Origin of the sequence: Micromonospora inositola (assembly GCF_900090285.1) — a bacterium.
GTDB lineage: Bacteria > Actinomycetota > Actinomycetes > Mycobacteriales > Micromonosporaceae > Micromonospora > Micromonospora inositola.
In genome coordinates, this window is the sequence record NZ_LT607754.1 from 306222 (window position 1) to 329958 (window position 23737).

Annotated in this window: 19 protein-coding genes; 7 read left to right on the plus strand and 12 right to left on the minus strand. The window is 73.8% G+C overall.

Features of this window, described 5'->3' with window-relative positions; all coding sequences use genetic code 11:
- The first annotated feature begins 77 nt into the window (after positions 1-77).
- The 6 genes from GA0070613_RS01410 (at position 78) to GA0070613_RS01435 (ending at position 7152) form a co-directional block, all read left to right on the plus strand.
- On the plus strand, positions 78-662 hold the full coding sequence (locus GA0070613_RS01410) for a PadR family transcriptional regulator (RefSeq protein ID WP_089010609.1): 585 nt from the start codon (positions 78-80) through the stop codon (positions 660-662).
- A 115-nt stretch (positions 663-777) separates the two neighbouring features.
- Entirely contained in the window at positions 778-1506 is a 729-nt protein-coding gene (locus tag GA0070613_RS01415; RefSeq protein WP_089010610.1) for an ABC transporter ATP-binding protein, read from the plus strand.
- Positions 1503-4214, plus strand: coding sequence for an FtsX-like permease family protein (locus GA0070613_RS01420; protein ID WP_089010611.1), 2712 nt, complete (start codon positions 1503-1505; stop codon positions 4212-4214). The genes GA0070613_RS01415 and GA0070613_RS01420 overlap by 4 nt, the downstream gene beginning before the upstream one ends.
- A 68-nt stretch (positions 4215-4282) precedes the next feature.
- Positions 4283-4777, plus strand: a complete 495-nt coding sequence (locus tag GA0070613_RS01425) for a nitroreductase family deazaflavin-dependent oxidoreductase (protein ID WP_089010612.1) — start codon at positions 4283-4285, stop codon at positions 4775-4777.
- Positions 4778-4954: 177 nt separating this feature from the next.
- On the plus strand, positions 4955-6313 hold the full coding sequence (locus GA0070613_RS01430; RefSeq protein WP_231929623.1) for an RNA-guided endonuclease InsQ/TnpB family protein: 1359 nt from the start codon (positions 4955-4957) through the stop codon (positions 6311-6313).
- Between the two features lie 116 nt (positions 6314-6429).
- A complete protein-coding gene (locus tag GA0070613_RS01435) occupies positions 6430-7152 on the plus strand; it encodes a hypothetical protein (protein WP_089010614.1) in 723 nt (240 codons plus the stop codon).
- Between the two features lie 21 nt (positions 7153-7173).
- On the opposite strand, the gene GA0070613_RS01440 is transcribed toward GA0070613_RS01435, so the two are convergent.
- Both GA0070613_RS01440 and map read right to left on the minus strand, forming a co-directional pair.
- Positions 7174-7890: a VIT1/CCC1 transporter family protein gene (locus GA0070613_RS01440; protein WP_089010615.1), complete on the minus strand. Its 717-nt coding sequence runs from the start codon at positions 7888-7890 to the stop codon at positions 7174-7176.
- On the minus strand, positions 7887-8744 hold the full coding sequence (map, locus tag GA0070613_RS01445; RefSeq protein ID WP_089010616.1) for a type I methionyl aminopeptidase: 858 nt from the start codon (positions 8742-8744) through the stop codon (positions 7887-7889). Before map ends, GA0070613_RS01440 begins: the two co-directional genes overlap by 4 nt.
- Positions 8745-8839: 95 nt before the next feature.
- Between map and GA0070613_RS01450 the strand changes: the two genes are divergently transcribed.
- Entirely contained in the window at positions 8840-9154 is a 315-nt protein-coding gene (locus tag GA0070613_RS01450; RefSeq protein WP_172875737.1) for an STAS domain-containing protein, read from the plus strand.
- Between the two features lie 73 nt (positions 9155-9227).
- On the opposite strand, the gene GA0070613_RS01455 is transcribed toward GA0070613_RS01450, so the two are convergent.
- The 10 genes from GA0070613_RS01455 to GA0070613_RS01500 form a co-directional block, all read right to left on the minus strand.
- Positions 9228-12896: a SpoIIE family protein phosphatase gene (locus tag GA0070613_RS01455; protein ID WP_089010618.1), complete on the minus strand. Its 3669-nt coding sequence runs from the start codon at positions 12894-12896 to the stop codon at positions 9228-9230.
- Positions 12897-13088: 192 nt separating this feature from the next.
- Positions 13089-13787 (minus strand): gamma-glutamyl-gamma-aminobutyrate hydrolase family protein, encoded by a 699-nt coding sequence (locus tag GA0070613_RS01460; protein ID WP_089010619.1) that lies wholly within the window; start codon positions 13785-13787, stop codon positions 13089-13091.
- A gap of 55 nt (positions 13788-13842) precedes the next feature.
- Complete coding sequence (locus tag GA0070613_RS01465) at positions 13843-14610, minus strand: 3-oxoacyl-ACP reductase (RefSeq protein WP_089010620.1); 768 nt, start codon at positions 14608-14610, stop codon at positions 13843-13845.
- A 5-nt stretch (positions 14611-14615) separates the two neighbouring features.
- Positions 14616-15971 (minus strand): aldehyde dehydrogenase family protein, encoded by a 1356-nt coding sequence (locus tag GA0070613_RS01470; protein WP_089010621.1) that lies wholly within the window; start codon positions 15969-15971, stop codon positions 14616-14618.
- 113 nt (positions 15972-16084) lie between these two features.
- Positions 16085-17449, minus strand: a complete 1365-nt coding sequence (locus GA0070613_RS01475; protein WP_089010622.1) for a glutamine synthetase family protein — start codon at positions 17447-17449, stop codon at positions 16085-16087.
- A 178-nt stretch (positions 17450-17627) separates the two neighbouring features.
- Positions 17628-19220, minus strand: coding sequence for an amino acid permease (locus GA0070613_RS01480; RefSeq protein ID WP_089010623.1), 1593 nt, complete (start codon positions 19218-19220; stop codon positions 17628-17630).
- Positions 19221-19506: 286 nt separating this feature from the next.
- On the minus strand, positions 19507-20106 hold the full coding sequence (locus GA0070613_RS01485) for a hypothetical protein (RefSeq protein WP_089010624.1): 600 nt from the start codon (positions 20104-20106) through the stop codon (positions 19507-19509).
- 18 nt (positions 20107-20124) lie between these two features.
- On the minus strand, positions 20125-20625 hold the full coding sequence (locus tag GA0070613_RS01490; RefSeq protein ID WP_089010625.1) for a DUF456 domain-containing protein: 501 nt from the start codon (positions 20623-20625) through the stop codon (positions 20125-20127).
- A gap of 55 nt (positions 20626-20680) precedes the next feature.
- Positions 20681-22846 (minus strand): putative bifunctional diguanylate cyclase/phosphodiesterase, encoded by a 2166-nt coding sequence (locus tag GA0070613_RS01495; RefSeq protein ID WP_089010626.1) that lies wholly within the window; start codon positions 22844-22846, stop codon positions 20681-20683.
- A 6-nt stretch (positions 22847-22852) separates the two neighbouring features.
- Positions 22853-23671 (minus strand): SAM-dependent methyltransferase, encoded by an 819-nt coding sequence (locus tag GA0070613_RS01500; RefSeq protein ID WP_089015678.1) that lies wholly within the window; start codon positions 23669-23671, stop codon positions 22853-22855.
- Positions 23672-23737 lie beyond the last annotated feature (66 nt).

A 23737-nucleotide genomic window follows, 5' to 3' on the forward strand; every position in this document is an offset into this window, starting at 1 on the left:
GCGCCCGGCGACGTCCCAGCTCACGGCGCGGGCGCTCCGGTTGCGGGTCGCATACCAGGTATGCATACTCCGTTTCCATGTCCATCCGTCACGGGCTGCTCGCCCTGCTCGAACGCGGCCAGATGTACGGCTACCAGCTGCGCGCCGCCTTCGAGGAGTCGACCGGCTCGACCTGGCCGCTGAACATCGGGCAGGTCTACACCACCCTCTCCCGGCTGGAGCGGGACGGCCTGGTCCGTTCGCTGCCGGAGCACGAGGGCGGGCAGCGGCCGTACGAGATCACCGACGCCGGACGGGCGGACCTGGCGCTGTGGTTCGCCACCCCGATCAGTCGCACCGACCGACCCCGGGACGAGCTGGCGATCAAGCTGGCCCTGGCGCTGACCACCCCGGGAGTGGACGTCCGCGCGGTGGTGCAGACCCAGCGGAGCGCGACCATGCGGGCGTTGCAGGAGTTGACCCGGCTGAAGTACGCGAGCGACAAGCCGGAGGACCTCCCGTGGCGGCTGGTGCTGGACGCGATGGTCTTCCAGGCCGAGGCGGAGATCCGCTGGCTCGACCACTGCGAGACGAGCCTGGTCCGCTACCGCCCCGCGCCGTCCCGGCCCGCCGCGCCCGACGCCAGGGCGGTGGACCGCACCGACCAGGAGGTCCACCGGTGAGCGCGAGGAGCGAGCCGGGCCTGCGAGCCCCGCAGTCGCGAACGAAGAACAGCACCGTGAGCGCGAGGAGCGAGCCGGGCCTGCGAGCCCCGCAGTCGCGAGCGGAGCTGGTCCGGTGAGCGATGGGGCCGTGCTGGAGCTGCGGGACGTGCACCGGACACACGGCGCCGGCGAAGCCACCGTGCACGCGCTGCGCGGGGTCGGCCTCACGGTCCGCCCCGGCGAGTTGGTCGCCGTGATGGGCCCCTCCGGCTCCGGGAAGTCGACCCTGCTGGCGCTCGCCGGCGGGCTGGACCGCCCCACCGCCGGCGAGGTGCTGGTCGAGGGGGCGGCGCTCGGCGCGCTGGACCGCCGGGAGCTGGCCCGGCTGCGGCGACGGCGGATCGGCTACGTCTTCCAGGATCTCAACCTGCTCGGCAGCCTCACCGCGGCGGAGAACGTCGCGCTGCCGCTGGAACTCGACGGGACGGGCGTCCGGCAGGCCCGGAGGCTGGCCCTAGCCGCGCTGGCCGAGGTGGACCTGACCGGGCTGGGCGGCCGCTTCCCGGACCAGATGTCCGGCGGTCAGCAGCAGCGGGTGGCGATCGCCCGCGCCCTGGTGGGCGATCGCCGGCTGGTGCTCGCCGACGAGCCGACCGGGGCGCTCGACTCGCAGGCCGGGGAGGCGGTGCTGCACCTGCTGCGCCGCCGGGTGGACGCCGGCGCGGCGGGGGTACTGGTCACCCACGAGGCGCGGCACGCCGGCTGGGCGGACCGGGTGGTCTTCCTCCGGGACGGGGTCCTGGTCGACTCGACGGCGCCGCTGATCGGCGTCGAGCAGCTGCTGACCGGCAGCGGGCGGTGAGTCGGGGCCGGCTCGCCGGGGCGGTCGGCTCGTGGCTGGTCGCGCTGCGCATCGCGCGGCGGGAGGCGCGGCGGGCACGCGGTCGTACCGCGCTGGTGCTGGCGATGATCACGCTGCCCGTGCTGGCGCTCAGCTTCACCGCGGTGAGCTGGGACATGGCGCAGCTGACCCGGGCGGAGAAGGTGGACCGGCGGCTCGGGGGCGCCGACGCGGAGCTGCGCTGGTCGGCCGAGAACGCGCTGGTCCAGGACGCCTGGGGGGAGAGCTCCTGGCCGGCCCAGGGCGAGACGGTGCCGCGTACCCGCCCGGTGACCGCCGCCGAGATCACCGCGCTGCTGCCCCCCGGTAGCCGGGTCAGCCGGGTCCGCTGGTGGGTGCCGTTCGAGGTACGGCTCGACGGCCGGAACGTGTCGTTCGACGCGCGGAGCGTGGACCTGACCGATCCCGTCGCCCGGCCGCTGGCCAGGCTGCGCGCCGGCCGGCCGCCGGCCGCGCCCACCGAGATCGCGGTCAGCCCGGCGGCCATGCGCCGCCTGGAGGTACCGCTCAACGGCACGGTCCGCACCGCGGACGGCGGCGGACCGTACCGGGTGGTCGGGGTGGTGGAGTTCCCGGACAACCTGCGCGAGGTGGTCACGTTGCCGCCGGAGGCGCCGGCCGGGCCGGTCACCCCGCCCGACGAGAGCTGGCTGGTGGACGTGCCCGGCCGGCTGGACCCGGCGCTGGTCGACCGGCTGAACGCGCGCGGCGTGACGGTGCGTGCCCGCACCGCCGTCCCCGGCCGGGACGACGCCGCCGACGTCACGTCGGTGCCGGACGCGGCGGAGGCCGGCGACGCGGTGCTGGTCGGCGGCCTCGGGCTGCTGGAGGTGGTGCTGCTGGTCGGGCCGGCCTTCGCGGTCGGCGTACGGCGGCGGCGCCGGGACCTCGCGCTGGTCGCGGTGGCCGGCGGGGACCACGTGCACCTGCGGCGGGTGGTGCTGGCCGACGGGGTGGTGCTCGGCGCGGGCGGGGCCGCGGTCGGGCTGCTGCTCGGCACCGCCGCGGCGTTCGCCGGCCGGCCGCTGGTCGAGCAGTACGTCACCGCCGCCCGGTCCGGCGGGTACCGCATCTTCCCGGCCGCGCTGGCCGCGATCGCCGCGGTCGCGGTGCTGGCCGGGGTGCTCGCCGCGCTGGCTCCGGCCTGGGCCGCCGCCCGCGAGGACGTGGTGGCCGGGTTGGCCGGACGGCGGAGCCCGCCCCGGCACCGCCGGCGCTGGCTGGTCATCGGGGTGCTGCTCACCCTCGGCGGCGCCGCCGTCGCCGCGCTCGGCGCGGCCCGGACCACCCCGACGGTGATCCTGGCCGGCCTGATCCTCGGCGAGCTGGGCCTGGTCTTCGGCACCCCGACGCTGATCGGGCTGCTCGCCGGGGCCGGCCGGCTGCTGCCGCTGGCGCCGCGGCTCGCGCTGCGCGACGCGAGCCGCAACCGCGCCTCCGCCGCGCCGGCCATCTCCGCCGTGATGGCCGCGGTCGCCGGCAGCGTCGCCCTCGGCGTCTACGTGGCCAGCGACGAAGCCCGCGCCCGGGCGGACTGGCAGCCCAGCATCCCACCCGGCAACGTGCTGCTGCTCCGGTCGGACGCCTCCGGCGCCGAACTGCCCCCGGCGGCGCAGGTCGCCGAGCGGGTCCGGGCCGTCCTGCCCGACGGCACGGTGGCCCGGCTCGATCTGCCCGCCTGCGCCGCGCCGACGTCCCCGGACGACTACTGCCTCGCGGTGGCGGTGGTCCCGCCCGACCGGGAGTGCCCGTACGAGCTGACCGGGTACCCGACCGCCGACGGCCGCCGGCGGGCCCTCGCCGACCCGCGCTGCGCCCGGCCGTCGCGCAGCCCGGACGGCCTCTACCTGCCGGCGTCCGTGGACGACGGCTCGGCGCTGCCCGCGCTCACCGGCGCACCGGCCGCCGAGGTGGCCGCCGCGACGCGGGTGCTCCGGGCCGGCGGGGTGGTGGTGACCGACCCGCGGCAGGTGGTCGACGGGTGGGTGACCGTCGCCGCCAGCCGGACCGCCGACGGGCAGGATGCGCCGTCCACCGTCACCGCCACCCTGCCCGGGTACGCGCTGCGCGCGGGCGTCCCGGTCGACCGGCTCTTCCTCTCCGCCGCGGCGGCGGCCCGGATCGGCCTGGTGGGCGAGCAGCTCGGCTACGTGGTGGACACCACCGGGCCGCCGACGGCGGCGCAGCAGCAACGGCTCGCCGCCGACCTGCCGCGGCTCGCCCCGATGCAGGTGCAGGTGGAGCAGGGCGAGCCGGACGCGGACCGGCGGCCGCTGCTGCTCCTGCTGGCGATCGGCTCCGGCGTGATCACCCTGGGCGCCGCCGGGGTGGCCACCGGCCTCGCCGCCGCCGAGGGCCGCCGGGACCTGTCCACCCTGGCCGCGGTGGGCGCCAGCCCCCGGGTACGCCGGGTGCTCTCGCTCTGCCAGGCCGGCGTGATCGCGGTGCTCGGTTCGGCGCTGGGCATCGTCGCCGGCCTCGGTTCGGCGGTGATCATCCTCTCCTCAGTGAACCGCCGGTACGCCACGGCCTGGCCGGTCGAGACGCCGTACCCGGTGGTGGTGCCCTGGTTGACCCTCGGCGTGCTGGTGGCGGTCCCGCTGCTGGCGATGCTCGGGGCGGGGCTGGTGACCCGGTCCCGGCTGCCCGTGGAGCGCCGGCTGGACTGATCGGCTCCGATGTGGACCAACCTGCTCGGTGGGTGCCGCCGCGGCGGCTGAGCAGGCAGACTGGGCCGGTGTCCGTCCTGGGAACCCTCACGCGCCGACTCGGCCACCACAAGTGGTTCGGCGCCACCATGCGCCTGCTCGTTCCCGCCGACCGGCTGGTCGGCCGACTCACCAGGGGCCGGGTGGTCGCGCTCGGCCTGGTGCCCTCCCTGGTCATCACCACCACCGGCCGCCGCTCCGGCCAACCCCGCAGCAACCCGCTGCTGTACGTGCCGGACGGCGACGCGTACGTGGTGATCGGGTCGAACTGGGGGCAGCGGCACCAGCCCGGCTGGGCGATGAACCTGCTGGCCCAGCCGGCCGCCGAGGTGGACGTCGAGGGGCGCCGCGTCCCGGTGCGCGCAGAGGTGGCCACCGACGCGGAGCGGGAACGGCTGTGGCAGCTGCTGCTCACGGAGTGGCCCGCGTACCGGACGTACGTGGAGCGGGCCGGCGGCCGGGAGATCCGGATCTTCCGGCTGGTCCCGGTCGGCGCGGAACGGGTCGGCGCCGACCCGTCCTGACTTCCGGGCGCGCCACGCCGGCATGGCGGACGGGCGTGGCTAGTGCCGTGTCCACAAACGTTGGCCGGGTTGGTCGCCGGTGGGGAAAGTGTCGTAGGGGTGGTGTTGGCTTGGGTTGTGCCTCGTCGTCGAGATCCTGGCGCTACGCGGGTCGTGCATCGCACGGCCCGTATCGCTGTGCGGGCGACAGCCGGCCAACGGCGGCGGTGTTTTGGCCTGCTCCGCTCCGCCGGTGACGTATGGGCGTGCGTGCTGGAAGTCAACGCGTGGCGCCGCCGCCGCGGCGACGCGCCGCTGGTCGGTTATCAGCAGTTGTGTCGGGAGCTGTCCGCGTCGGGGCCGGGCACGTTCGCCGAACTGGACTCCACGGGTGCCCGGTCGGTGTTGCGCCGGTTCTCCGACGCGTGGTTCGCGGCGGCGAAACGCCGCACAGCCGGTGAGCCGTCGGCGCGTTTCCCCCGTCGGCGGCGGGGGTTGGTGCCGGTGCGCTGGTATCACGGCACGTTCACCCTCGACGGCCGGCGGGTCCGGATCCCGACCGCCAAAGGCAGTGCGCCGTTGTGGGTGCGCCTGGCCAGGGAGGTGCCGTACCCGGCCGAGCAGGTCCGCTCGATCACCCTGCTGCGTGAAGGCGGCCGGCTGTTCCTCGACGTGACCGCCGAGGTGCCGGTGGCGGTATACCCGCCCGGTGAACAACCGGATCCGGGCCGGGTCGCCGGGGTGGACCTGGGGATCATCCACCCCTACGCCGTGGCCGGCCCCGACGGCGAAGGGCTGCTGGTGTCGGGGCGGGCGATCCGCGCCGAACACCGCATGCACCTGGCCGACACCAAGGGCCGCCGCCGTGCCGTGGCCCGGCGGGCGCCGAAGCCGGGTCAGAAGGGGTCACGCCGGTGGCGGCAGTACCGCCGTCGGGCCCGCCTGGTGCAGGGTAGGCACCGGCGGCGGGTGCGTCAGGCCCAGCACGAAGCCGCCCGCACGGTCGTCTCGTGGGCGGTGCGGCAGCGGGTCGGTGTCCTGCACGTCGGCGACCCCCGCGGCGTGCTCGACATTCCTGCTGGGCGGCGGCACAACCTGCGGCTACGGCAGTGGCAGATCGGCCGGCTTCTGCAGGTCCTCACCGACAAGGCCACCCTGGCCGGCATCACCGTCCGGCTGGTCGATGAGCGGGGCACGTCCTCCACCTGTCCCGCCTGCCACCAGCGGGTGCCGAAACCTCGTGGGCGAACCCTGTCCTGCCCGCACTGCGCGTTCTCCGGTCACCGCGACCTCGTCGCGGCCGCCAGCATCGCCACCCGTATCCCGGGTAGCGGATCCACCACCCCGGCAGCCGTCGTGCTGCCGGAGGTGGTCACGCACCGTCGAGCCGGCCGGCACCTGCCCGGTGCCGGAAGGTCCCGACGTGACCCCCGCCGCCCACCCCGGGCGGCGCGAGGATCAGTTGGCCCGCGGAGGCCCGCCCCACCACCCGGTGGGGAGTCGCTCGCCCACACGGCGAGGATCCACAACACCCACCGCAAACCCGGTGAACGTTAGTGGACACCGCACTAGGGTGGTGAGCGCGGACGGCTGGCGCGAAGCGGCGGCCGGCCGGCGACGCCCCGGGCCGTCGGTCCCGGCGTGGACGGAGGTGACCGGTGGATACCAGCGGCATGAAGCTGGGGACCGACCCGCACCTGGACGATCCACGGTGGCGGGTCGCCGAGCGGGTGACCGCCGCGGCGCTGCGCCGGTTCCCGGCCGACATCCTCGCCGTCGCGGTGCACGGCCCGCTGGCCCACGGCGACGACGACGGCGGCGGGGACGGCGAGGTCGGGCTGCTGCTGGCCACCTACCGGCCGGGCAACGGTCCGGCGCCGGCCACCCGGCGGGTGGCCGGGGTGCTGGTCGACCTGACCGTCGCCGGGGCCGACGACTACCTGCGGCAGGCCCGCACCGTCTCCGCGCTCTGGCCGCTGACCGCCGACCGGTACGTCACCACCCGGGCGCTGCACGACCCGACCGGGTGGCTGCGCGCCCTGCGCGATGAGCACCTGGCCCGGCTGGCCCGGGCCAGACCGGCCGAGTTCAGCGCCGCCGCCCGGCAGGCGTGGTACCGGGGCAGCGCCGCGCACGCCCGCGCCGCCCGGCTCGCCGAGTGGTACGAGACCGACCAGGCGCTGCTGATGCTCGGCGAGGCACGGCTGGCGGCGGCCACGGTGGACGGGCTGCTCAGCCGCACCTACTTCCGAGACCCGGGGGACGCGGTCCGGCGTACCGGGCTGGCCGGGGCGGACATGACCGAGGTCGCCGCGGTGCTGGCGCGCCAGGCCGAGGAGCTGGCCGCCCGCGGCCGCCCGGTCGACGGCACCGTCGACGACCTGCTCGACGGCTGACCGCGCGCGGCCAGGGGCGGGTCAGCCGATCCCGCCCTGGATGCCGATCAGTGCGCCGACCAGGTACGTCGCGGCGGCGGCGGCGGCGCCGAGCAGGAGCTGGCGCAGGCCGCTGGTCCACCAGGGGCGGTTGGTGAACCGGGCGACGACCGCCCCGGCCACGAAGAGCCCCACCCCGCCCACGCCGAGCGCCAGCCAGAGGCTGGTGAAGCCGAGCAGGTAGGTCAGCAGCGGGACCAGGGCCCCGACGGAGAAGCAGAGGAACGACGAGATCGCGGCGGCCCAGGGGCTGGGCTGCTCGTCGGGGTCGACGCCCAACTCCTCCCGGACGTGCACCCGCAGCGCCTCCTCCGGGTTGCGGCGGACCGCGTCGGCGACCTGCATGGCCAGGTCCCGGGGCAGGCCGCGGGCCACCCACGCCTCGGCCAGCTCGCGGGCCTCCGCCTCCGGGTGCCGTTCCAGCTCGCGCCGCTCCTTGGCCACCTCGGCGGCGACCTGCTCGTTGGCCGAGCGGACGCTGGTGTACTCCCCCAGGCCCATCGAGATGGCGCCGGCGACCAGTCCGGCGGCGCCGGTCAGCACGATGCTGCGCGGCGAGACGCCACCGCCGCCGACGCCCGCGATGAGCGCGATGTTGGTGACCAGGCCGTCCATCGCGCCGAAGACGGCCGGCCGCAGCCAGCCGCCGGACACGTCCGCGTGGTGCGCCTCGCGCAGCGCCGCCGGGGTCTCGGTCACGGCAGGGTGAGGATCTCGTAGCCGTCGTCGGTCACGACGATGGTGTGCTCGAACTGGGCGGTCCACTTCCGGTCCTTGGTGACCACCGTCCAGCCGTCGTCCCACATGTCGTACTGGTACGTGCCGACGGTGATCATCGGCTCGATGGTGAAGGTCATCCCCGGCTCCATGATGTCGGTCGGCCGGGGGCTGTCGTAGTGCGGCACGTAGAGGCCGCTGTGGAACGTCTCGCCGATGCCGTGGCCGGTGAAGTCGCGGACCACGCCGTAGCCGAACCGCTTGGCGTACGACTCGATGACCCGGCCGATCACGTTGATCTGCCGGCCCGGGGCGACCGCCTTGATGCCCCGCATCATCGCCGTGTGGGTCCGCTCGACCAGCTGCCGCGCCTCCTCGCTCACCTCGCCCACGCAGAACGTGGCGTCGGTGTCCCCGTGCACCCCACCGATGTACGCGGTGACGTCGACGTTGATGATGTCGCCGTCGGCGAGCACGGTGGAGTCGGGGATGCCGTGGCAGATCACCTCGTTGAGGCTGGTGCAGCAGGACTTCGGGAAGCCCTTGTAGCCCAGCGTCGACGGGTAGGCGCCGTGGTCGACCAGGAACTCGTGCACCACCCGGTCGATCTCGTCGGTGGTCACGCCCGGCTTGCAGTGCTCCCCGGCGAGCTGGGTGGCCTGGGCGGCGAGCCGGCCGGCAACACGCATCTTCTCGATGGTCTCCGGCGTCTGCACGTGCGAGCCGCGCCACTCCCGCGGGCGCTTCTTGCCCACGTACTCCGGTCGGGTGATGTGGGCAGGCACCGGTCGCCACGGGGAGAGCGTGCCTGGGGTCAGCGGCGCACGGACGGTCATGCGGACAGCCTATCGCCGCGGGTCGGGGTGACCCCGCCCACGGCCTGCTCGCGTGGGTTGTTGCCGCAGCCGGCCGGCTGTGCCATTGTGGCTGCGTGGATCAAGGGGGCACACCTCCCGTCTTCTCCGCCACGGCGGAGGTCGACGGTGATCAGCTCCGTGTGCTGGTGACCGGCGAGGTCGACATGGCCACCGCCGACACCATGCTGCAGACCGCCCTCCGTGAGCCGGCCGGGCACGTCACGCTCGATCTCCGCGCGGTCACCTTCTTCGACTCGGCGGCCATCCACGCCCTGGTCCGGCTCGCCCAGCGCTGCCCCGGCACGTTGACCGTGCTGCCGTCCCGGCAGGTCCGCCGGGTGCTGGAGATCTCCGGGCTCGGCGAGCAGGAGTGGCTCCAGCCGGCCTGAGCCCACGCCGCCGACCAGCCCTTCATCCCGCGCCACCGACCACCCGGCAGCCCACGCCACCGGCCGGTCCGGCTCAGTCGCGCAGCTGCCGGCGCAGCGTCACCTCGGTGCCCTCGGCGGTACGCCGCAGCGTCAGGTCGCCGAGCGCCTTGATCAGCGCGAGGCCCCGACCCCGGAAGCCCGAGCCGGCGGACTCCCGCCACAGCCCGCTGTCGCGGACAGTGGCGATCACCGTCCGGTCCTCGATCATGACCTCCACCCAGATCACCGGCTCGGCCGGCGACACCGGGTGCTCGATGGCGTTCGCGGCGGCCTCGGAGATCGCCACGGTGAGGTCGAACAGGTCGTCCTCGCCCACCTGGTGGGCGATGAGGAAGTCCTCCAGCCGCTTCCGCAGCGCGCTGAGCCGGGTCGGGTCGGCCGGCAGCCGCAGCGCGAACCGGTTCAGCTCGGCCGCTTCCAGGGCCAGCACGGCCACGTCGTCGTGCCGGGGCCGCCCGGCGACCCGCCCGACCACCGCGTCGACCAGGTCGGCCACGTGCTCGCCCCGGGTGGCGGCGTCCAGGCGGAGCTGGTCCAGCGCGGCGTCGATGGCGAGCTGCCGGTCCTCGATCAGGCCGTCGGTGTAGAGCAGCAGGCGACCGCCGGGGGCGAGCTCACCCTCGACGGACGGGTACGCCACCTCCGGGATCGCCCCGATCGGCGGTCCCAGGGCCCGATCGTGCAGGAACGCCACGTCGTCTCCGCGGATCAGCAGGGGGGACGGGTGACCCGCGCTGGCGTACCGCAGCCGGCCGGTGCGCGGGGAGAAACAGAGACAGACCACGGTGGCGAAGGAGCCGCCCTCGGTGGAGCCGACCAGCCGGTTCAGCCGGGTCAACGCCTGGCCCGGGTCGAAGCCCTCCAGGACGTACGCCCGCAGCGCGTTGCGCAGCTGGCCCATCGCGGCGGCGGCCCGGACGCCCTTGCCCACCACGTCGCCGATCACCAGCACCAGCTCGTCGCCGGCGGCGCCGATCACGTCGTACCAGTCGCCGCCGACCTCGACGTCGGCGCTGCCCGGCAGATACCGGCTGGCCACCACGGCGCCGGGCAGCTGCGGCAGCGTACGCGGCAGCAGGCTGTGCTGGAGGGTGGTGGCGATCCGGTGCTCGGCCTCGTAGAGCTGGGCGTTCTCCAGCCGTACGCCGACCAGGCGGGCCAGCTGGGTCAGCGCCGCCTCCTCGGTGCGGTCGTGCTCGCGCCGCCAGACCCGCAGCTCCCCGAGCTGCTCGCCGGTGGTGCCGCTGAGCGGCAGCACCGCCGACGGCTCGGCGGCGGCCTCGCCGCCGCCGTCCGCCTCATAGCGGGCCCCGGTGGCGGTGACCACGACCCGGGCGGCCTCGGTCAGGCTGAGCGCGTGCCGGGCGGCGACCCGCACCACGTCGGCCGTGGAGCGGGCGTTGTTGATCGCCACGGCCGCGTCGGCCAGGGCGCGCAGCCGCCGGATGATCTGGCCGCGCAGCTGGCCCAGCTCGACGTTGGCCCGGACCCGGGCGATCAGCTCCTGGCTGGAGAAGGGCTTGGTGAGGTAGTCGTCGGCGCCGACCGAGAGCCCGGCGACCGCCTCGGCCGAGCCGGCCCGGGCGGAGAGCAGCACGATCGGCACGTGCCGGGTGAGCGGGTTCGCCCGCAGCGCGGTGACCAGCCCGAAGCCGTCCAGCCGCGGCATCATCACGTCGGTCAGCACCAGGTCGAACGGGGCGTCGACGGCGAGCCGGAGCGCCTCCACACCGTCCGGCACGGCCACCACCTCGTAGGAGTGGGCGAGCAGCCGGGTGACGTGTTCGCGCAGGTCCGCGTTGTCGTCGGCGAGCAGGATCCGACCGCCACCGGCCGGCGCGTCGGCCGGTTCCGGCAGGCCGGCGGGCGGCTCGACCTGGTCGATCCAGAGGGCGGTCTCGGCGACGTAGCGCCGGGCCTGTTCCGGCTCGGTCAGCGGCACCGGGGCGAGGGTGGCCACCCGGTCGGCGGGCAGGTGCCCGTGCCCGAACGGGACGGTCACGGTGAAGCTGCTCCCCTCGTCGACCCGGCTGCGCACCTCGACCGTGCCGCCGTGCATCTCGACCAGTTCGCGGACCAGCGCCAGCCCGATCCCGGTGCCCTCGTGGGTGCGCGACCGGACGCCCGGCACCCGGTGGAACCGCTCGAAGACGTGCGGCAGCTCCGCCGGCGCGATGCCGACCCCGGTGTCGATGACCTCCACCCGGGCGGCGCCGTCGACCGCCCGTACCCGGACCCGGATCTCGCCGTCGAAGGTGAACTTGACCGCGTTCGAGACCAGGTTGAGGACGATCTTCTCCCACATGTCCCGGTCGACGTGGACCGGCGCGGGCAGCGGCGGGCAGTCCACCACCAGGCGGAGCCCGGCCCGCTCGATCGCGGAGCGGAAGGTGCTGGCCAGCCGGGAGGTGTAGTCGGCGAGGTCGGTGGGCTGGTACCGGGCGGCCAGCCGGCCGGACTCCAGCCGGGAGAAGTCCAGCACGGTGTTGACCAGCTTGAGCAAGCGCAGCGCGTTGCGGTGCATCATGGTCAGCCGCTCGGTGTAAGCCGCGGGCAGGCCGGGGTCGGCGAGCAGGTCCTCCAGCGGCCCCAGGACCAGCGTCAGCGGGGTCCGGAACTCGTGGCTGACGTTGGCGAAGAAGTTGGTCTTGGCGCGGTCCAGCGCGGCCAGCTCCGCGGCCCGCGCGCGTTCCTGCTCGTACGCCCGCTGGTTGCCGACCGCGCGGGAGATCTGCGCCGCGACCAGATCGGTGAAGTCGCGGTACTCATCGGTGAGCGGCAGCCGGCGGGCGAGCCCGAGCACCAGCACCCCGGCCGGCTCGTTGGTCGCGGTGATCGGCAGCACCAGGGCGTGCTCGGCGGCGTCCGGTGGCAGCCCGCCGAGCAGGTCGCCGACCGGCACCGGTCGGGCCTTCTCCGGCGCGTCCGCGGCGGCGACCGGTGGCTCCGGCGGCCCGCCGACGACCTGGCCGGGGTCGACGCCGGAGCAGCCGGCCAGCGTCGGGCGGCCCTCGGCGTCGTACAGCCAGAGCAGGCTGAACGGCACGTCCGCCCGGTATCCGTCGAGGACCCGGGCCGCGACCTGGCCCAGTTCCCGGGTGCTCCGCACGTCGGCGAGCTGGGAGCCCAGCTCGGCCAGGCCCCGCAGCCGGCGCTCGCCGAGCACCCGGCCGGTGGTCTCGTTGACGAAGCAGAAGACGCCGTCGACCGTGCCGTCGGCGTCCCGGATCGGGTCGTAGGAGACGTCGAAGTAGACATCCTCGAGGAAGCCGTGCCGGTCGATGACGAAGGGATGGTTCTCGCCCCGGTACGGCTCGCCGGTGCGACGTACACCGTCCAGCAGCGGCCCGAGCACCGCCCAGGTCTCCGCCCAGTGGACGCGGGCCGGCTGCCCGATCACGGCCGGATGCTTCGCCCCGATGGTCGGCCGGTAGGCGTCGTTGTAGAAGGCGCGGTGCTCGTCGTCCCAGAACATGACGATCTGGGCGCGGGAGGAGAGCATCATGCTGACGGCGTGGCGGAGTGCGGCGGGCCAGTCCGCCGGGACGCCCAGCGGGCTGGTGGACCAGTCGAAGGCGCGCAGCCGCTCACCCATCTCGCCACCCGCGGCGAAGGCCGCGGTCAGCAGCGGTGGCAGCTCCGCCTCGCCGGTCCCCGAGGACGAACGTCGCCCGCCCTCGCCCCCCTCGGCCGAGCTCATGCAGCCTCCCGCTCCGGCCAACGTCCACGACGGCCGACGAAACCTCGCCGACCGTCCCCGCCTACTACCCCAATGGGGGAGCAACGTAACGCATGGCGGCCGTTGGTCGCTGGTTACCTACGCCTCACCCTGACGTAACCCGACACCGGCGGGCACTCCGCGTCGATGTGATGTGCGCAACACGTGACGCGGTCAGCCGCGGGCGGCGCGGGCGGCCCGGACCAGGGCGGCCACCGGGAGCGGGTCAGGATCGTTCTCCGGATGCCACTGCACGCCCAGCAGGAAGCGCCGCCGCGGATCCTCCAGCGCCTCCACCACCCCGTCGTCGGCCCACCCGGTGACCGCCAGGTCGCCGGGGTCGGCCACGGCCTGGTGGTGGTAGGAGTTGACCCGGTCCACCCCGGCCAGCACCGACCCGGCCAGGGTGCCGGGGGCGAACCGCACCGGGTGCGCGCCGTACACCCCGGGCGCCGGGCGATGGCGGTCGTGACCGATCACGTCCGGCAGGTGCTGGTGCAGCGCACCGCCGTGGGCGACCGCGAGCAGCTGCATCCCCCGGCACACGCCGAGCACCGGCAGATCCGCGGCGAGCGCCGCGGTGAGCAGGGCCAGCTCGCCCGCGTCCCGGTCGGGGCGGCTCTCGGTACGCGGGTCGGGCGGCTGGTCGTACCGCTCCGGGCAGACGTCGGCGCCACCGGCGAGGAGCAGACCGTCGAGCACGCCGACCACGTCCGCGTCGAGGTCGTCCGGGGGCAGCAGCACGGCCCGGCCGCCGCAGGCGGTGACCGCCCGGACGTACGCCTGCGGCACCAGCGCCGCCGGCACGTCCCGCCACACCGCCCAGCCGGCCGGCTCGACGTACGCGGTGATCCCGATGAGCGGCCGGCTCACCGGGCCGGCACCGTTCGCGACTGCGGGGCTCGCAGACCCGGCTCACTCCTCGCGCTCACAGTGGCGTCACGTACGCGCCGGTGATCCCGCCGTCCACCACGAACTGCGCGGCGGTCATGAACGACGAGTCGTCGCTGGCCAGGAAGGCCACCGCGGCGGCGATCTCCTCCGGCTGGCCGAACCGGCCCATCGGCACGTGCACCAGCCGCCGGGCGGCCCGCTCCGGGTCGGCGGCGAAGAGCTCAAGCAGCAGCGGGGTGGCGACCGGGCCGGGACAGAGCGCGTTGACCCGGATGCCCTCCCGGGCGAACTGCACGCCCAGCTCCCGGGTCATCGCCAGCACCCCGCCCTTGCTCGCCGTGTACGCGATCTGCGAGGTGGCCGCCCCCATCAGCGCGACGAACGAGGCGGTGTTGATGATCGAGCCCTTGCCCTGCCGGCGCATGTGCGGGATGACGTGCTTGCAGCAGAGGTAGACGCTGGTGGTGTTGACCCGCAGCACCCGCTCCCAGGCGTCCAGCCCGGTCTCCAGGATCGAGTCGTCGTCCGGCGGGGAGATGCCGGCGTTGTTGAACGCGACGTCCACCCGGCCGTGCCGTTCGACCACCCCGTCGAAGAGGTCGCGGACCGCGGCCTCGTCGGCCACGTCGCAGGCCACGAACTCCCCGCCCACCTCGTCGGCGGCCCGCTTGCCCGCCGCCGGGTCGATGTCGACGCACACCACCCGGGCCCCCTCGGCGGCGAACCGTCGCACGGTGGCCAATCCGATCCCGCTGCCCGCCCCGGTCACCACCGCGACCCGGTCCTCCAGCCGTCCCTGCACTGCGGTCACTCCTCTGTCGAGATGAACACGTTCTTGACGTCGGTGAAGGCGTGCAGCGCGTCCGGACCCAGTTCCCGGCCGAGGCCGGAGCGCTTCATCCCGCCGAACGGGGTCCAGTAGCGCACCGACGAGTGCGAGTTGACGCTGAGGTTGCCGGACTCGACCGCCCGGGCCACCCGGACGGCCCGGCCCACGTCGCGGGTCCAGATCGAGCCGGAGAGGCCGTACTCGGTGTCGTTGGCCAGCCGGATCGCGTCGGCCTCGTCGTCGAACGGGAGCACCGACACCACCGGGCCGAAGACCTCCTCCCGCCAGTGCCGGTCGGCCGGCGAGTCGGCGAGCAGCACGGTCGGGGCGTACCAGAAGCCGGGGCCGTCGGGACGCGAGCCGGTGAAGGCGACCTTCGCGCCGTCCACGTACCCGCCGACCCGGTCCCGGTGGGCGGCGGAGATCAGCGGACCCATCTCGGCGCTCTCCGCCGCCGGGTCTTCCACCCGGAACGCGCGCACGGCCGGTTCGAGGAGCTCCAGGAACCGGTCGTACACCGGCCGCTGGACGAGGATCCGGGAGCGCGCGCAGCAGTCCTGGCCGGCGTTGTCGAAGACGGCGTACGGCGCGGTGGCGGCGGCCTTCGCCAGGTCGGCGTCGGCGAACACCAGGTTGGCGGACTTGCCGCCGAGCTCCAAAGTGACCCGTTTGACCTGCGCCGCGCAGCCGGCCATGATCCGCGTCCCGACCTCGGTGGAGCCGGTGAAGCAGACCTTGCGCACCGCCGGGTGGGTGACGAACCGTTGCCCCACCACGCTGCCGGAGCCGGGCAGCACGGTGAGCACGCCCTCCGGCAGGCCGGCCTCGAGGGCCAGTTCGGCGAGGCGCAGCGCGGTCAGCGGGGTCAGCTCGGCGGGCTTGAGCACGACGGTGTTGCCGGCGGCGAGCGCCGGGGCGAAGCCCCAGCCGGCGATCGGCATCGGGAAGTTCCACGGCACGATCACCCCGACCACGCCGAGCGGCTCGTGGAAGGTGACGTCGAGCCCGCCGGGCACGGGGATCTGCCGCCCGGTCAGCCGCTCCGGCGCCCCCGCGTAGTAGTCGAGCACGTCCCGGACGTTGCCCGCCTCCCAGCGCGCGTTGCCGATGGTGTGCCCGGCGTTGCGCACCTCCAGCAGCGCCAGCTCCTCCAGATGCGCGTCCACCACCGCCGCGAACCGCCGCAACACCCGCGCCCGATCCCCCGGCGCGACGTCCCGCCACGACTCGTACGCGACCTGAGCCCGGGAGATCGCCACGTCCGTCTCCGCCAGGGACGTGGCCGGCACGCTCGCCACGACCTCCCCGGTCGCCGGGTTCCTGACCTCACTCACGCCCGCACCGTCCCCTCTCCCCCGCGATCTTGCAGTTGCGGCCCCGACAAATGCCGCTCACCATCACAAACCGAGGACCCCAAGCGCAAGATCGCGGGGAAGTCGGGGGCGGGTCAGAGGCGTTCGAAGCCACGGGTCAATTCCCAGTCGGTGACGGCGGCGTCGAACGACCTCAGCTCGACCTTCGCCTGGTTGGCGTAGTGGGCGACCACCTCGTCGCCGAAGGCGTCCTTGGCGACCGTGGAGGACTGCCAGAGGGCGAGGGCGTCGCGGAGGGTGGCGGGGACGCGCTCGGCGTGCGGGTCGTCGTACGCGTTGCCGGTGCACTCGTCGCCCAGCTCCAGCTCCCGCTCGATGCCGTGCACCGCACCGGCGACCAGGGCGGCGATCGCCAGGTACGGGTTGACGTCCGCGCCGGGTACCCGGTTCTCCACCCGCATGCCCTGGCCCTGCCCGACCAGCCGGAGCGCGCAGGTGCGGTTGTCGGTGCCCCAGCGCAGCGCGGTCGGGGCGAACGAGCCGGGCTGGTAGCGCTTGTAGGAGTTGACGTTCGGGGCGAAGAAGAGGCTCAGCTCCCGCATGGTGTCGAGCAGCCCGGCGAGCACCCGCTGCCCGGTCACGCTCAGCTTCGCTGGCCCGTCGCCCAGCATGGCCGAGCGGCCGTCCCGGTCGCGCAGGGAGAAGTGGATGTGGCAGGAGTTGCCCTCGCGGGCGTTCGGCTTGGCCATGAAGGTGATCGACATGCCCTCCTGGGCGGCGATATCTTTGGCCCCGTTCTTGTAGATGACGTGGTGGTCGGCGCAGGCCACCGCCTCGTCGTACCGGAAGGCGATCTCGTGCTGGCCGAGGTTGCACTCGCCCTTGGCGCTCTCCGGGGTCAGCCCCGCCCCGGCCATCTCGGTGCGGATGCGCCGCAGCAGCGGCTCCACCCGTGCGGTGCCGAGCAGCGAGTAGTCCACGTTGTACTGGTTGGCCGGGGTGAGGTCGCGGTAGCCGCGCCGCCAGGCCTCCTCGTACGAGTCGCGGAAGAGCACGAACTCCAGCTCGGTGCCGGCGTACGTGGTCAGCCCGTGGGCGGCCAGCCGGTCCAGTTGCCGGCGCAGGATCTGCCGGGGCGAGGCGACCACCGGCCCGGAGCCGTCCAGCCACTGCAGGTCGGCCAGGAGCATCGCGGTGCCCGGCTGCCAGGGCACCCGGCGCAGGGTGGCCAGGTCCGGCTTCATCGCGAAGTCGCCGTAGCCGCGCTCCCAGGACGACATCGCGTACCCGTCGACGGTGTTCATGTCGACGTCCACGGCGAGCAGGTAGTTGCACCCCTCGCTGCCGTGGGAGACCACCTCGTCTAGGAAGTACGGGGCGTGGAACCGCTTGCCCTGCAACCGGCCCTGCATGTCGGTCAGGGCCAGCACCACCGTGTCTATCTCGCCGCCCCGGATGGCGACCCGCAGTTCTTCCAGCGTGAGCGGAGCTTTCCTCATGGGCGAGCCTCCATCACCAAGGTCTACCGGCCGAACCCGATCATCGTCAATGCCCCGGGCGGTGGCCCCGGCAAACGCCGCTCGCCCGACCGGACCCGGTGTGCGTCAATACCGACACGGCGGCGCTGGCCCCGGACGCCCCGGTCCGCCGGTGACCGGCGGACCGGGACGTCGCGGGTCAGGCCGGCTCGTCGGCCCGGGCGCCGTCCGGGGCCGGGCGCGGCGTCGGGAGGTCGACGGTACGGCGGGGGCCGGTGAACCACTTCCGGGCCGAGGCGTACCACCAGACGGCGACGCCCAGCAGCAGCCCGCCCACCGCGAGCGGCGCGTAGTTCACCGCCGACCAGCTGAAGTCGGCGTTGCCGGGCACCCCCGCGGGGACGATCGGCAGCACGAAGTAGACCGAGATGATCGCGATCTCGATCACCGCGATCCAGCCGAGGAGCTTGTATTTCGGGCCGAGCGTCCACGGTCCCGGGACGAACCGGTCCCCCATCCGCAGCCGCAGGAAGATCGGGATGAGGAACGACAGGTACAGCCCGATCACCGCGACCGAGACCACCGCGTAGAAGGCGACCGGGATGCCCGCCGAGTTCTTGTACAGGGCGGGCAGGGTGAGCAGCAGGCCGGCCACGGTCGCCGCGATGATCGCGTGGACCGGGGTGCCGTTGCGGTCCACACGGGACCAGAGCCGCCAGCCCGGCACCGCGCGGTCCCGGCTGAACGCGTAGGTCATCCGGGACATCGACGTCACGCAGCTCATCCCGCAGAAGAACTGCCCGATGGTGGAGATGATGATGACCGCCTTGAAGAAGAACGGGGTCAGCGCGGTCTCGAAGATCGCCCCGGAGAATCCTTGCTGCTTGTTGATGGCGTCCACGTCGGTGGCGGCGAAGAGGAAGGCCAGCAGCAGGATCCAGCCGCCGACCGCCGAGTAGAAGATCGACCGCCAGAGCCCCTTGGCGGCGGCCTGCGAGGCGCCGCGGGTCTCCTCGGAGACGTGCGCGCAGGCGTCGAAGCCGGTGATCGTGTACTGGGTGAGCAGGAAGCCCAGCGGCAGCACGTAGAACCAGAAGGTCAGCCCGCCGGTGTCGCCGTCGCCGAAGCCCGAGTTGTTGAACCGCTCGGTGAAGACGAACTGGAAGCTCTGGTGGTGGTCCGGGACGAGGAGCAGGATGGCCACCACCACGGCCGCGCCGGCGACGTGCCACCAGACCGAGACGTTCTGCAGGACGTCGATGATGTGGTGGCCGAAGATGTTGATCAGCCCGTGCAGGGCCAGGATCACCACGAAGAGCAAGAAGGTCTGGTGCAGCGTGCCGGCCCAGCCGTCGAAGAGCGCGGACAGGGTGAGGTTGAGGAACGTGGCGCAGCCGTAGTCCACCGACGCGGTGACCGCGACGAGCCCGATCAGGTTGAGCCAGCCGGTGAACCAGCCGTGCACCGGGCGGCCCATCGTCGCCGCCCACCAGTAGATCCCGCCCGCGGTCGGGTACGCGGAGACCAGCTCGGCCATGCAGAAGCCGATGATCAGGATGAACAGCGAGATCAGCGGCCAGCCCCAGGAGATGGCGACCGGCCCGCCGTTGTTCCACGCCTGACCGAAGGTGGTGAAGCAGCCGGCCAGGATCGAGATGATCGAGAACGAGATGGCGAAGTTGGAGAAGCCGCTCCACTTGCGGTGCAGCTCCTGTTTGTAGCCGAGTTCGGCGAGCCGTCGGGCGTCGTCGTCCGTCGGTTGCTCGGCGGTCGGCGCGGGCGTAGTGGCCACTGCACACCTCCTCGAGGTGGATCCCCGGTACGAGTGGGCAAAGTGTGGTCCTGCCGATCAAGGCGGTCAATAAGACGGCCGTGGGAATCTCACCGCCGCGGCGGCTAATTCCGTTGCCGGACCGGCCCTCCCGGCCGCATCCTTGACCCCGTGACCAGGCCCGATCACGACGGGCCACCGCCGGGCGCTCGGCAACGCCCGGTCCGCGACGGCGCGGGGTGCTCACCTCTCTCTCACTCGTGCGGCGATCCGCCGTACCTTCCGGGCACCCCGCGCCGCCGCACCATCACGTCGAGGTGCGAGCAGGCCGGCCCCATGCCAGGCACTCCATCCACTCGATCAGTCGGACGAGCGCCGCCTCGCACTCCAGGTAGTCGAGCTCCGACTCGTCGATCTCCTTCCATATCGCTCGGTACAGCCGATCCAGTGGACCGTGCCGGGCCAGCTGGTAGCCCACTGACTCCGCGCCGAACTGGAGGCCGAGATCGAGCGCGGCTCCCAGGCAGTCCGCCGCCATCCCGGAGTGTGGTGCGTAGAGAACGTCGCGGTCGCGGAGTGCCGCGAGAGTTCCCGTGAAGTCGTAGAGCCCGCTCTCGTCGCCATCCGCCGCCCCGGGCGAGTAGGCGCCGGTCACCTCCTGCCGGAATCTCCCGTAGCGGGCGTCGCCCGAGAACGAGTGACGGCCGGACCTGGGGAGGTGTGAGATCAGCGTTTCCACGTCTGGAGCCAGGACCAGGCGATCCTCCACCGTCAGGAATCGATCTGGGTCATCGCCACCCCAGAGGGTGTAGCCCGACAGGACGTCCAGATTCACGGCGACGATCCAGAGCGTCGTTTCGCCGCTGAGCTCCTGGAGGCGGCTGCCCATCCGGAACCTCGAAGCCATCGACCCGCTACCTCACTGTCAGGCGAGCAGCAGCCCGGCCACCCAGAGCGCCGCGATCACCACGCCGGCGAGGAACTCCACCAGCATGGACAGACCGGCCGCCTTGAGCGCCTGCACGGTGGCCGGCCAGGCGAGCTGGTTGCTGCGCAGCCGCAGCCGTTCCGCGCCCCACACCCCGGCCACGAAGCCGATCACCAGGCCGACCACCGGGATGACGAAGAAACCGACCAGCCCCAGCAGGCCCCCGGCCAGCAGGGACGACGTGGGCACCCCGGTCCTCTTCAGGTTCCGCCCGGGCCAGAGGTACTTCACCACCGTGCCGGCGGCGGCGACCACCGTGGCGGCGACGAGCACCGCCCAACGGCCGGGGCCGGCACCGCCGAAGAGCGCCCAGACCAGCACCCCGCCCCAGCACAGCGGCAGGGCCGGCAGCCCGGGCACCACCACCCCGGCCAGCCCGGCCAGGATGGCCAGCGCGGCCACCACCGAGACCACGGCCTGCGTGTCGGTCAGGCTCACGGGACCTCCTGAGTTCGCGACTGCGGGGCTCGCAACACCGGCTCGCTCCTCGCGCTCACGGCACCTCCCCACCCGCGAGCCGGGCACGGATCTGCGCGGCCGGGACCGGCGCGCCGAACCAGCGCCCCTGCCCGGTGTCGCAGCGCAGCGCGCGCAACCGCTCGGCCTGCGCCTCGGTCTCCACCCCCTCGGCGGTGACCCAGAGCTCCAACGCGTGCGCCAGCCGGACCAGCGCGTCGACGATCCGCTCGTCCCGATGGTCGGCCGCAACGTCCGCCCCGTCGGCCCGGATCCCCTCGACGAAGGGCCCGGCCAGCTTCAGGCAGTGGATCGGCAACCGGCGCAGGTACGCCAGGTTCGAGTAGCCGGTGCCGAAGTCGTCGATGGCCAGCCGGACACCCAGCTCGGCCAGCTCCCGCAGGGACCGCAGCGGCTCGCCGGCAGTGCCCATCACGGCGCTCTCGGTCAGCTCCAGCTGCAGCAGCTCCGCCGGGAGTCCGGTCCGGCTCAGCGCCTCGGCCACCGTCTCCACGATCGCCGGGTCGTCGGCCTGCCGGGCGGCCAGGTTGACGCTGACCACCAGCCGCGCGTCCGGGTACGCCCGCCGCCAGCCCTCGGCGTCCCGGCACGCCTGCCGGAGCACCCAGGCGCCGAGCCGGACGATCAGCCCGGTCTCCTCGGCCAGCCCGATGAACCGGTCCGGCCCGATCAACCCCAGATCCGGGTGCTGCCAGCGGACCAGCGCCTCCACCGCGAGCATCGTGTCGTCCAGCAGCGAAACGATGGGCTGGTAGTGCAGCACGAACTCGCCCCGGTCCAGCGCGGCCGGCAGGCCGGCGGCCAGGGCCGAGCGGGCGATGTCGGCGGCGCTGCGCTCCGGGTCGTAGACCGCCCACCGGCCCCGTCCCTCCGCCTTCGCCCAGTACAGCGTGGTGTCGGCGGCCTTCATCAGCTCCGAGACGCTGGTCTCCGCGGCCGGACACTCCACGATGCCGATGCTCGCCGAGACGGCGAGCTGCTGGTCTCCGACGTGCACCGGGGCGGAGACCGCGGCCAGGGCCAGCTCGGCCACCTCCACCGCGTCGTCGAGGCCGCCGCCGGAGTCGACCAGGATGACGAACTCGTCACCACCCATCCGGGCGACCAGGTGACCGCGCCCGGCGACGCAGTCGGCGAGCCGCCGGCTGATCACGATCAGCAGCAGGTCACCGAGGTCGTGGCCGAGGCTGTCGTTGATCGCCTTGAAGCCGTCCAGGTCGAGGAAGCAGATGCCCACCCGCTGCTCCTCGCCGGCGGTCTCGAACACCTTGCCCAGCGTCTCGAAGAAGAGCGTCCGGTTGGGCAGGCCGGTGAGCGGGTCGTGCAGCGCCTGGAAGCGCAGCCGCTGCTGGAGCTCGTACCGCTCGGTGATGTCCTCGATCATCGCGACGGTGAACCGGGGCCGGCCGTCGTCGTACCGGATCAGCGAGACGGCGAGGTCGGTCCAGACGACGCTGCCGTCCTTGCGGTGGTAACGCTTCTCCACCCGGGCGCTGTCGTGCTTGCCCTCGACCAGCTCCTGGTACAGCTCCCACATGCCGGCCGCGTCGTCGGTGTGGAAGAGCGAGTCGACCGTGATCTCGCGCAGTTCCTCGATGGTGTAGCCGAGCATGTCGGCGAAGGACTGGTTGACGTCGATGATCCGGCCGTCGATGCCGGCGATGCCGATCCCGATCGCCGCCCCGGTGAACACCGTGCGGAACCGGGCCTCGCTGTCGCGCAGCGCCTGCTCGACCGCGTCCCGCGCCTGCCACGCCGAGCGGGCGATCCGCTCCTGCTGGGTGAAGGTGCGGTCGCGCAGCGCGCGGGCGAAGCCGGCGGAGAGCCCGCCCTGCAACGCCGCCACCCGCTCCCGCGCCTCGGGCCGCTCCACCCGGGTGGGCAGCACCCGGGGCAGGAAGTGGCCGCCGAGCGCGCGTACCGACCAGTCGAGCACGCCGGGCTCGGTGAGGTGGGCCTCCACCAGCGCCCGCCCGACCTCTTCCGCCGCCTGTGCGGAGAACGTCGGGGCGAGGAGCGCCTGGGCCAGCCGGACGGTGTGCACGAGCAGCAGCCGCTCCGTCTCGGCCGCGCTCAGCGGCACGAAACCGAGCCGGCGGACCGCCCGAGCCCACTCGGCGGCGTACGCCTGGGCGCCCGGCCGGCTGAAGTCCTCCCCGCCCGGCACCGGCGCGGCGTGCATGCCGACTCAGCCGGCGGGCTGGTCGTGCCGGGCGACGCCGCCGAAGGCCCCGAACCGCTCGGGGTGTTCGTCCACGTCGGACGGCGAGTCCGGCCGCCAGAGCGGCATGTGCACCACGCCCGGTTCGAGGATCGTCCAGTCACCGAAGAAGGAGCTGATCTCGGCGCGCGAGCGGAGCGTGATCTCGGTGTCGGTCCGCGCCGACAGCCGCTGCGCGTCGAGCATCTCCTGCGGCTGGTCCTCGAACGTGGAGTGCGAGATGACCAGATGGCTGCCGGGCGCGGCGGCGGCCCGCAGGGTGGCCAGGACGTCCCAGGGGCGGTCGGCGTCCGGAACGAAGTGGACCACCCCGGCGAGCAGGATCCCGACCGGCCGGCCGAAGTCGATCAGACCCGACTCCCGGGCCTCGGCGAGGATCCGCTCCGGCTCGCGCAGGTCGGCGTGGAGGACGGCGGTGAGGTCGTTGCCGGCGAGCAGCTCCCGGCTGTGCGCCACGGCGACCGGGTCGATGTCGACGTAGACGATCCGCGCCTTGAGGTTCGCCGCCTGGGCCACCTCGTGCACGTTGCCGACCGTCGGGATGCCGGAGCCGATGTCGAGGAACTGGTCGATGCCGGCGTCGAGCAGCGCCCGGACGGCCCGGCGCAGGAACTCCCGACCCGAGCGCATGGTGGCCGCGAGGTTCGGCGTCATGCTGGCGATCTGCTCGGCGAGCTGCCGGTCGATCTCGAAATTGTGCGCGCCGCCGAGGAAGTAGTCGTACACCCGGGCCGCGCTCGGCCGGGTCAGGTCGATCTCGGCGGGAAGTCCGTCCGGCATCTGCATCACGTCGCCCCAGTTCGTCGCCGCGGCGCGGGAGAGCGGCGGTGTCCGGGCGTGCGGGGGCACGCG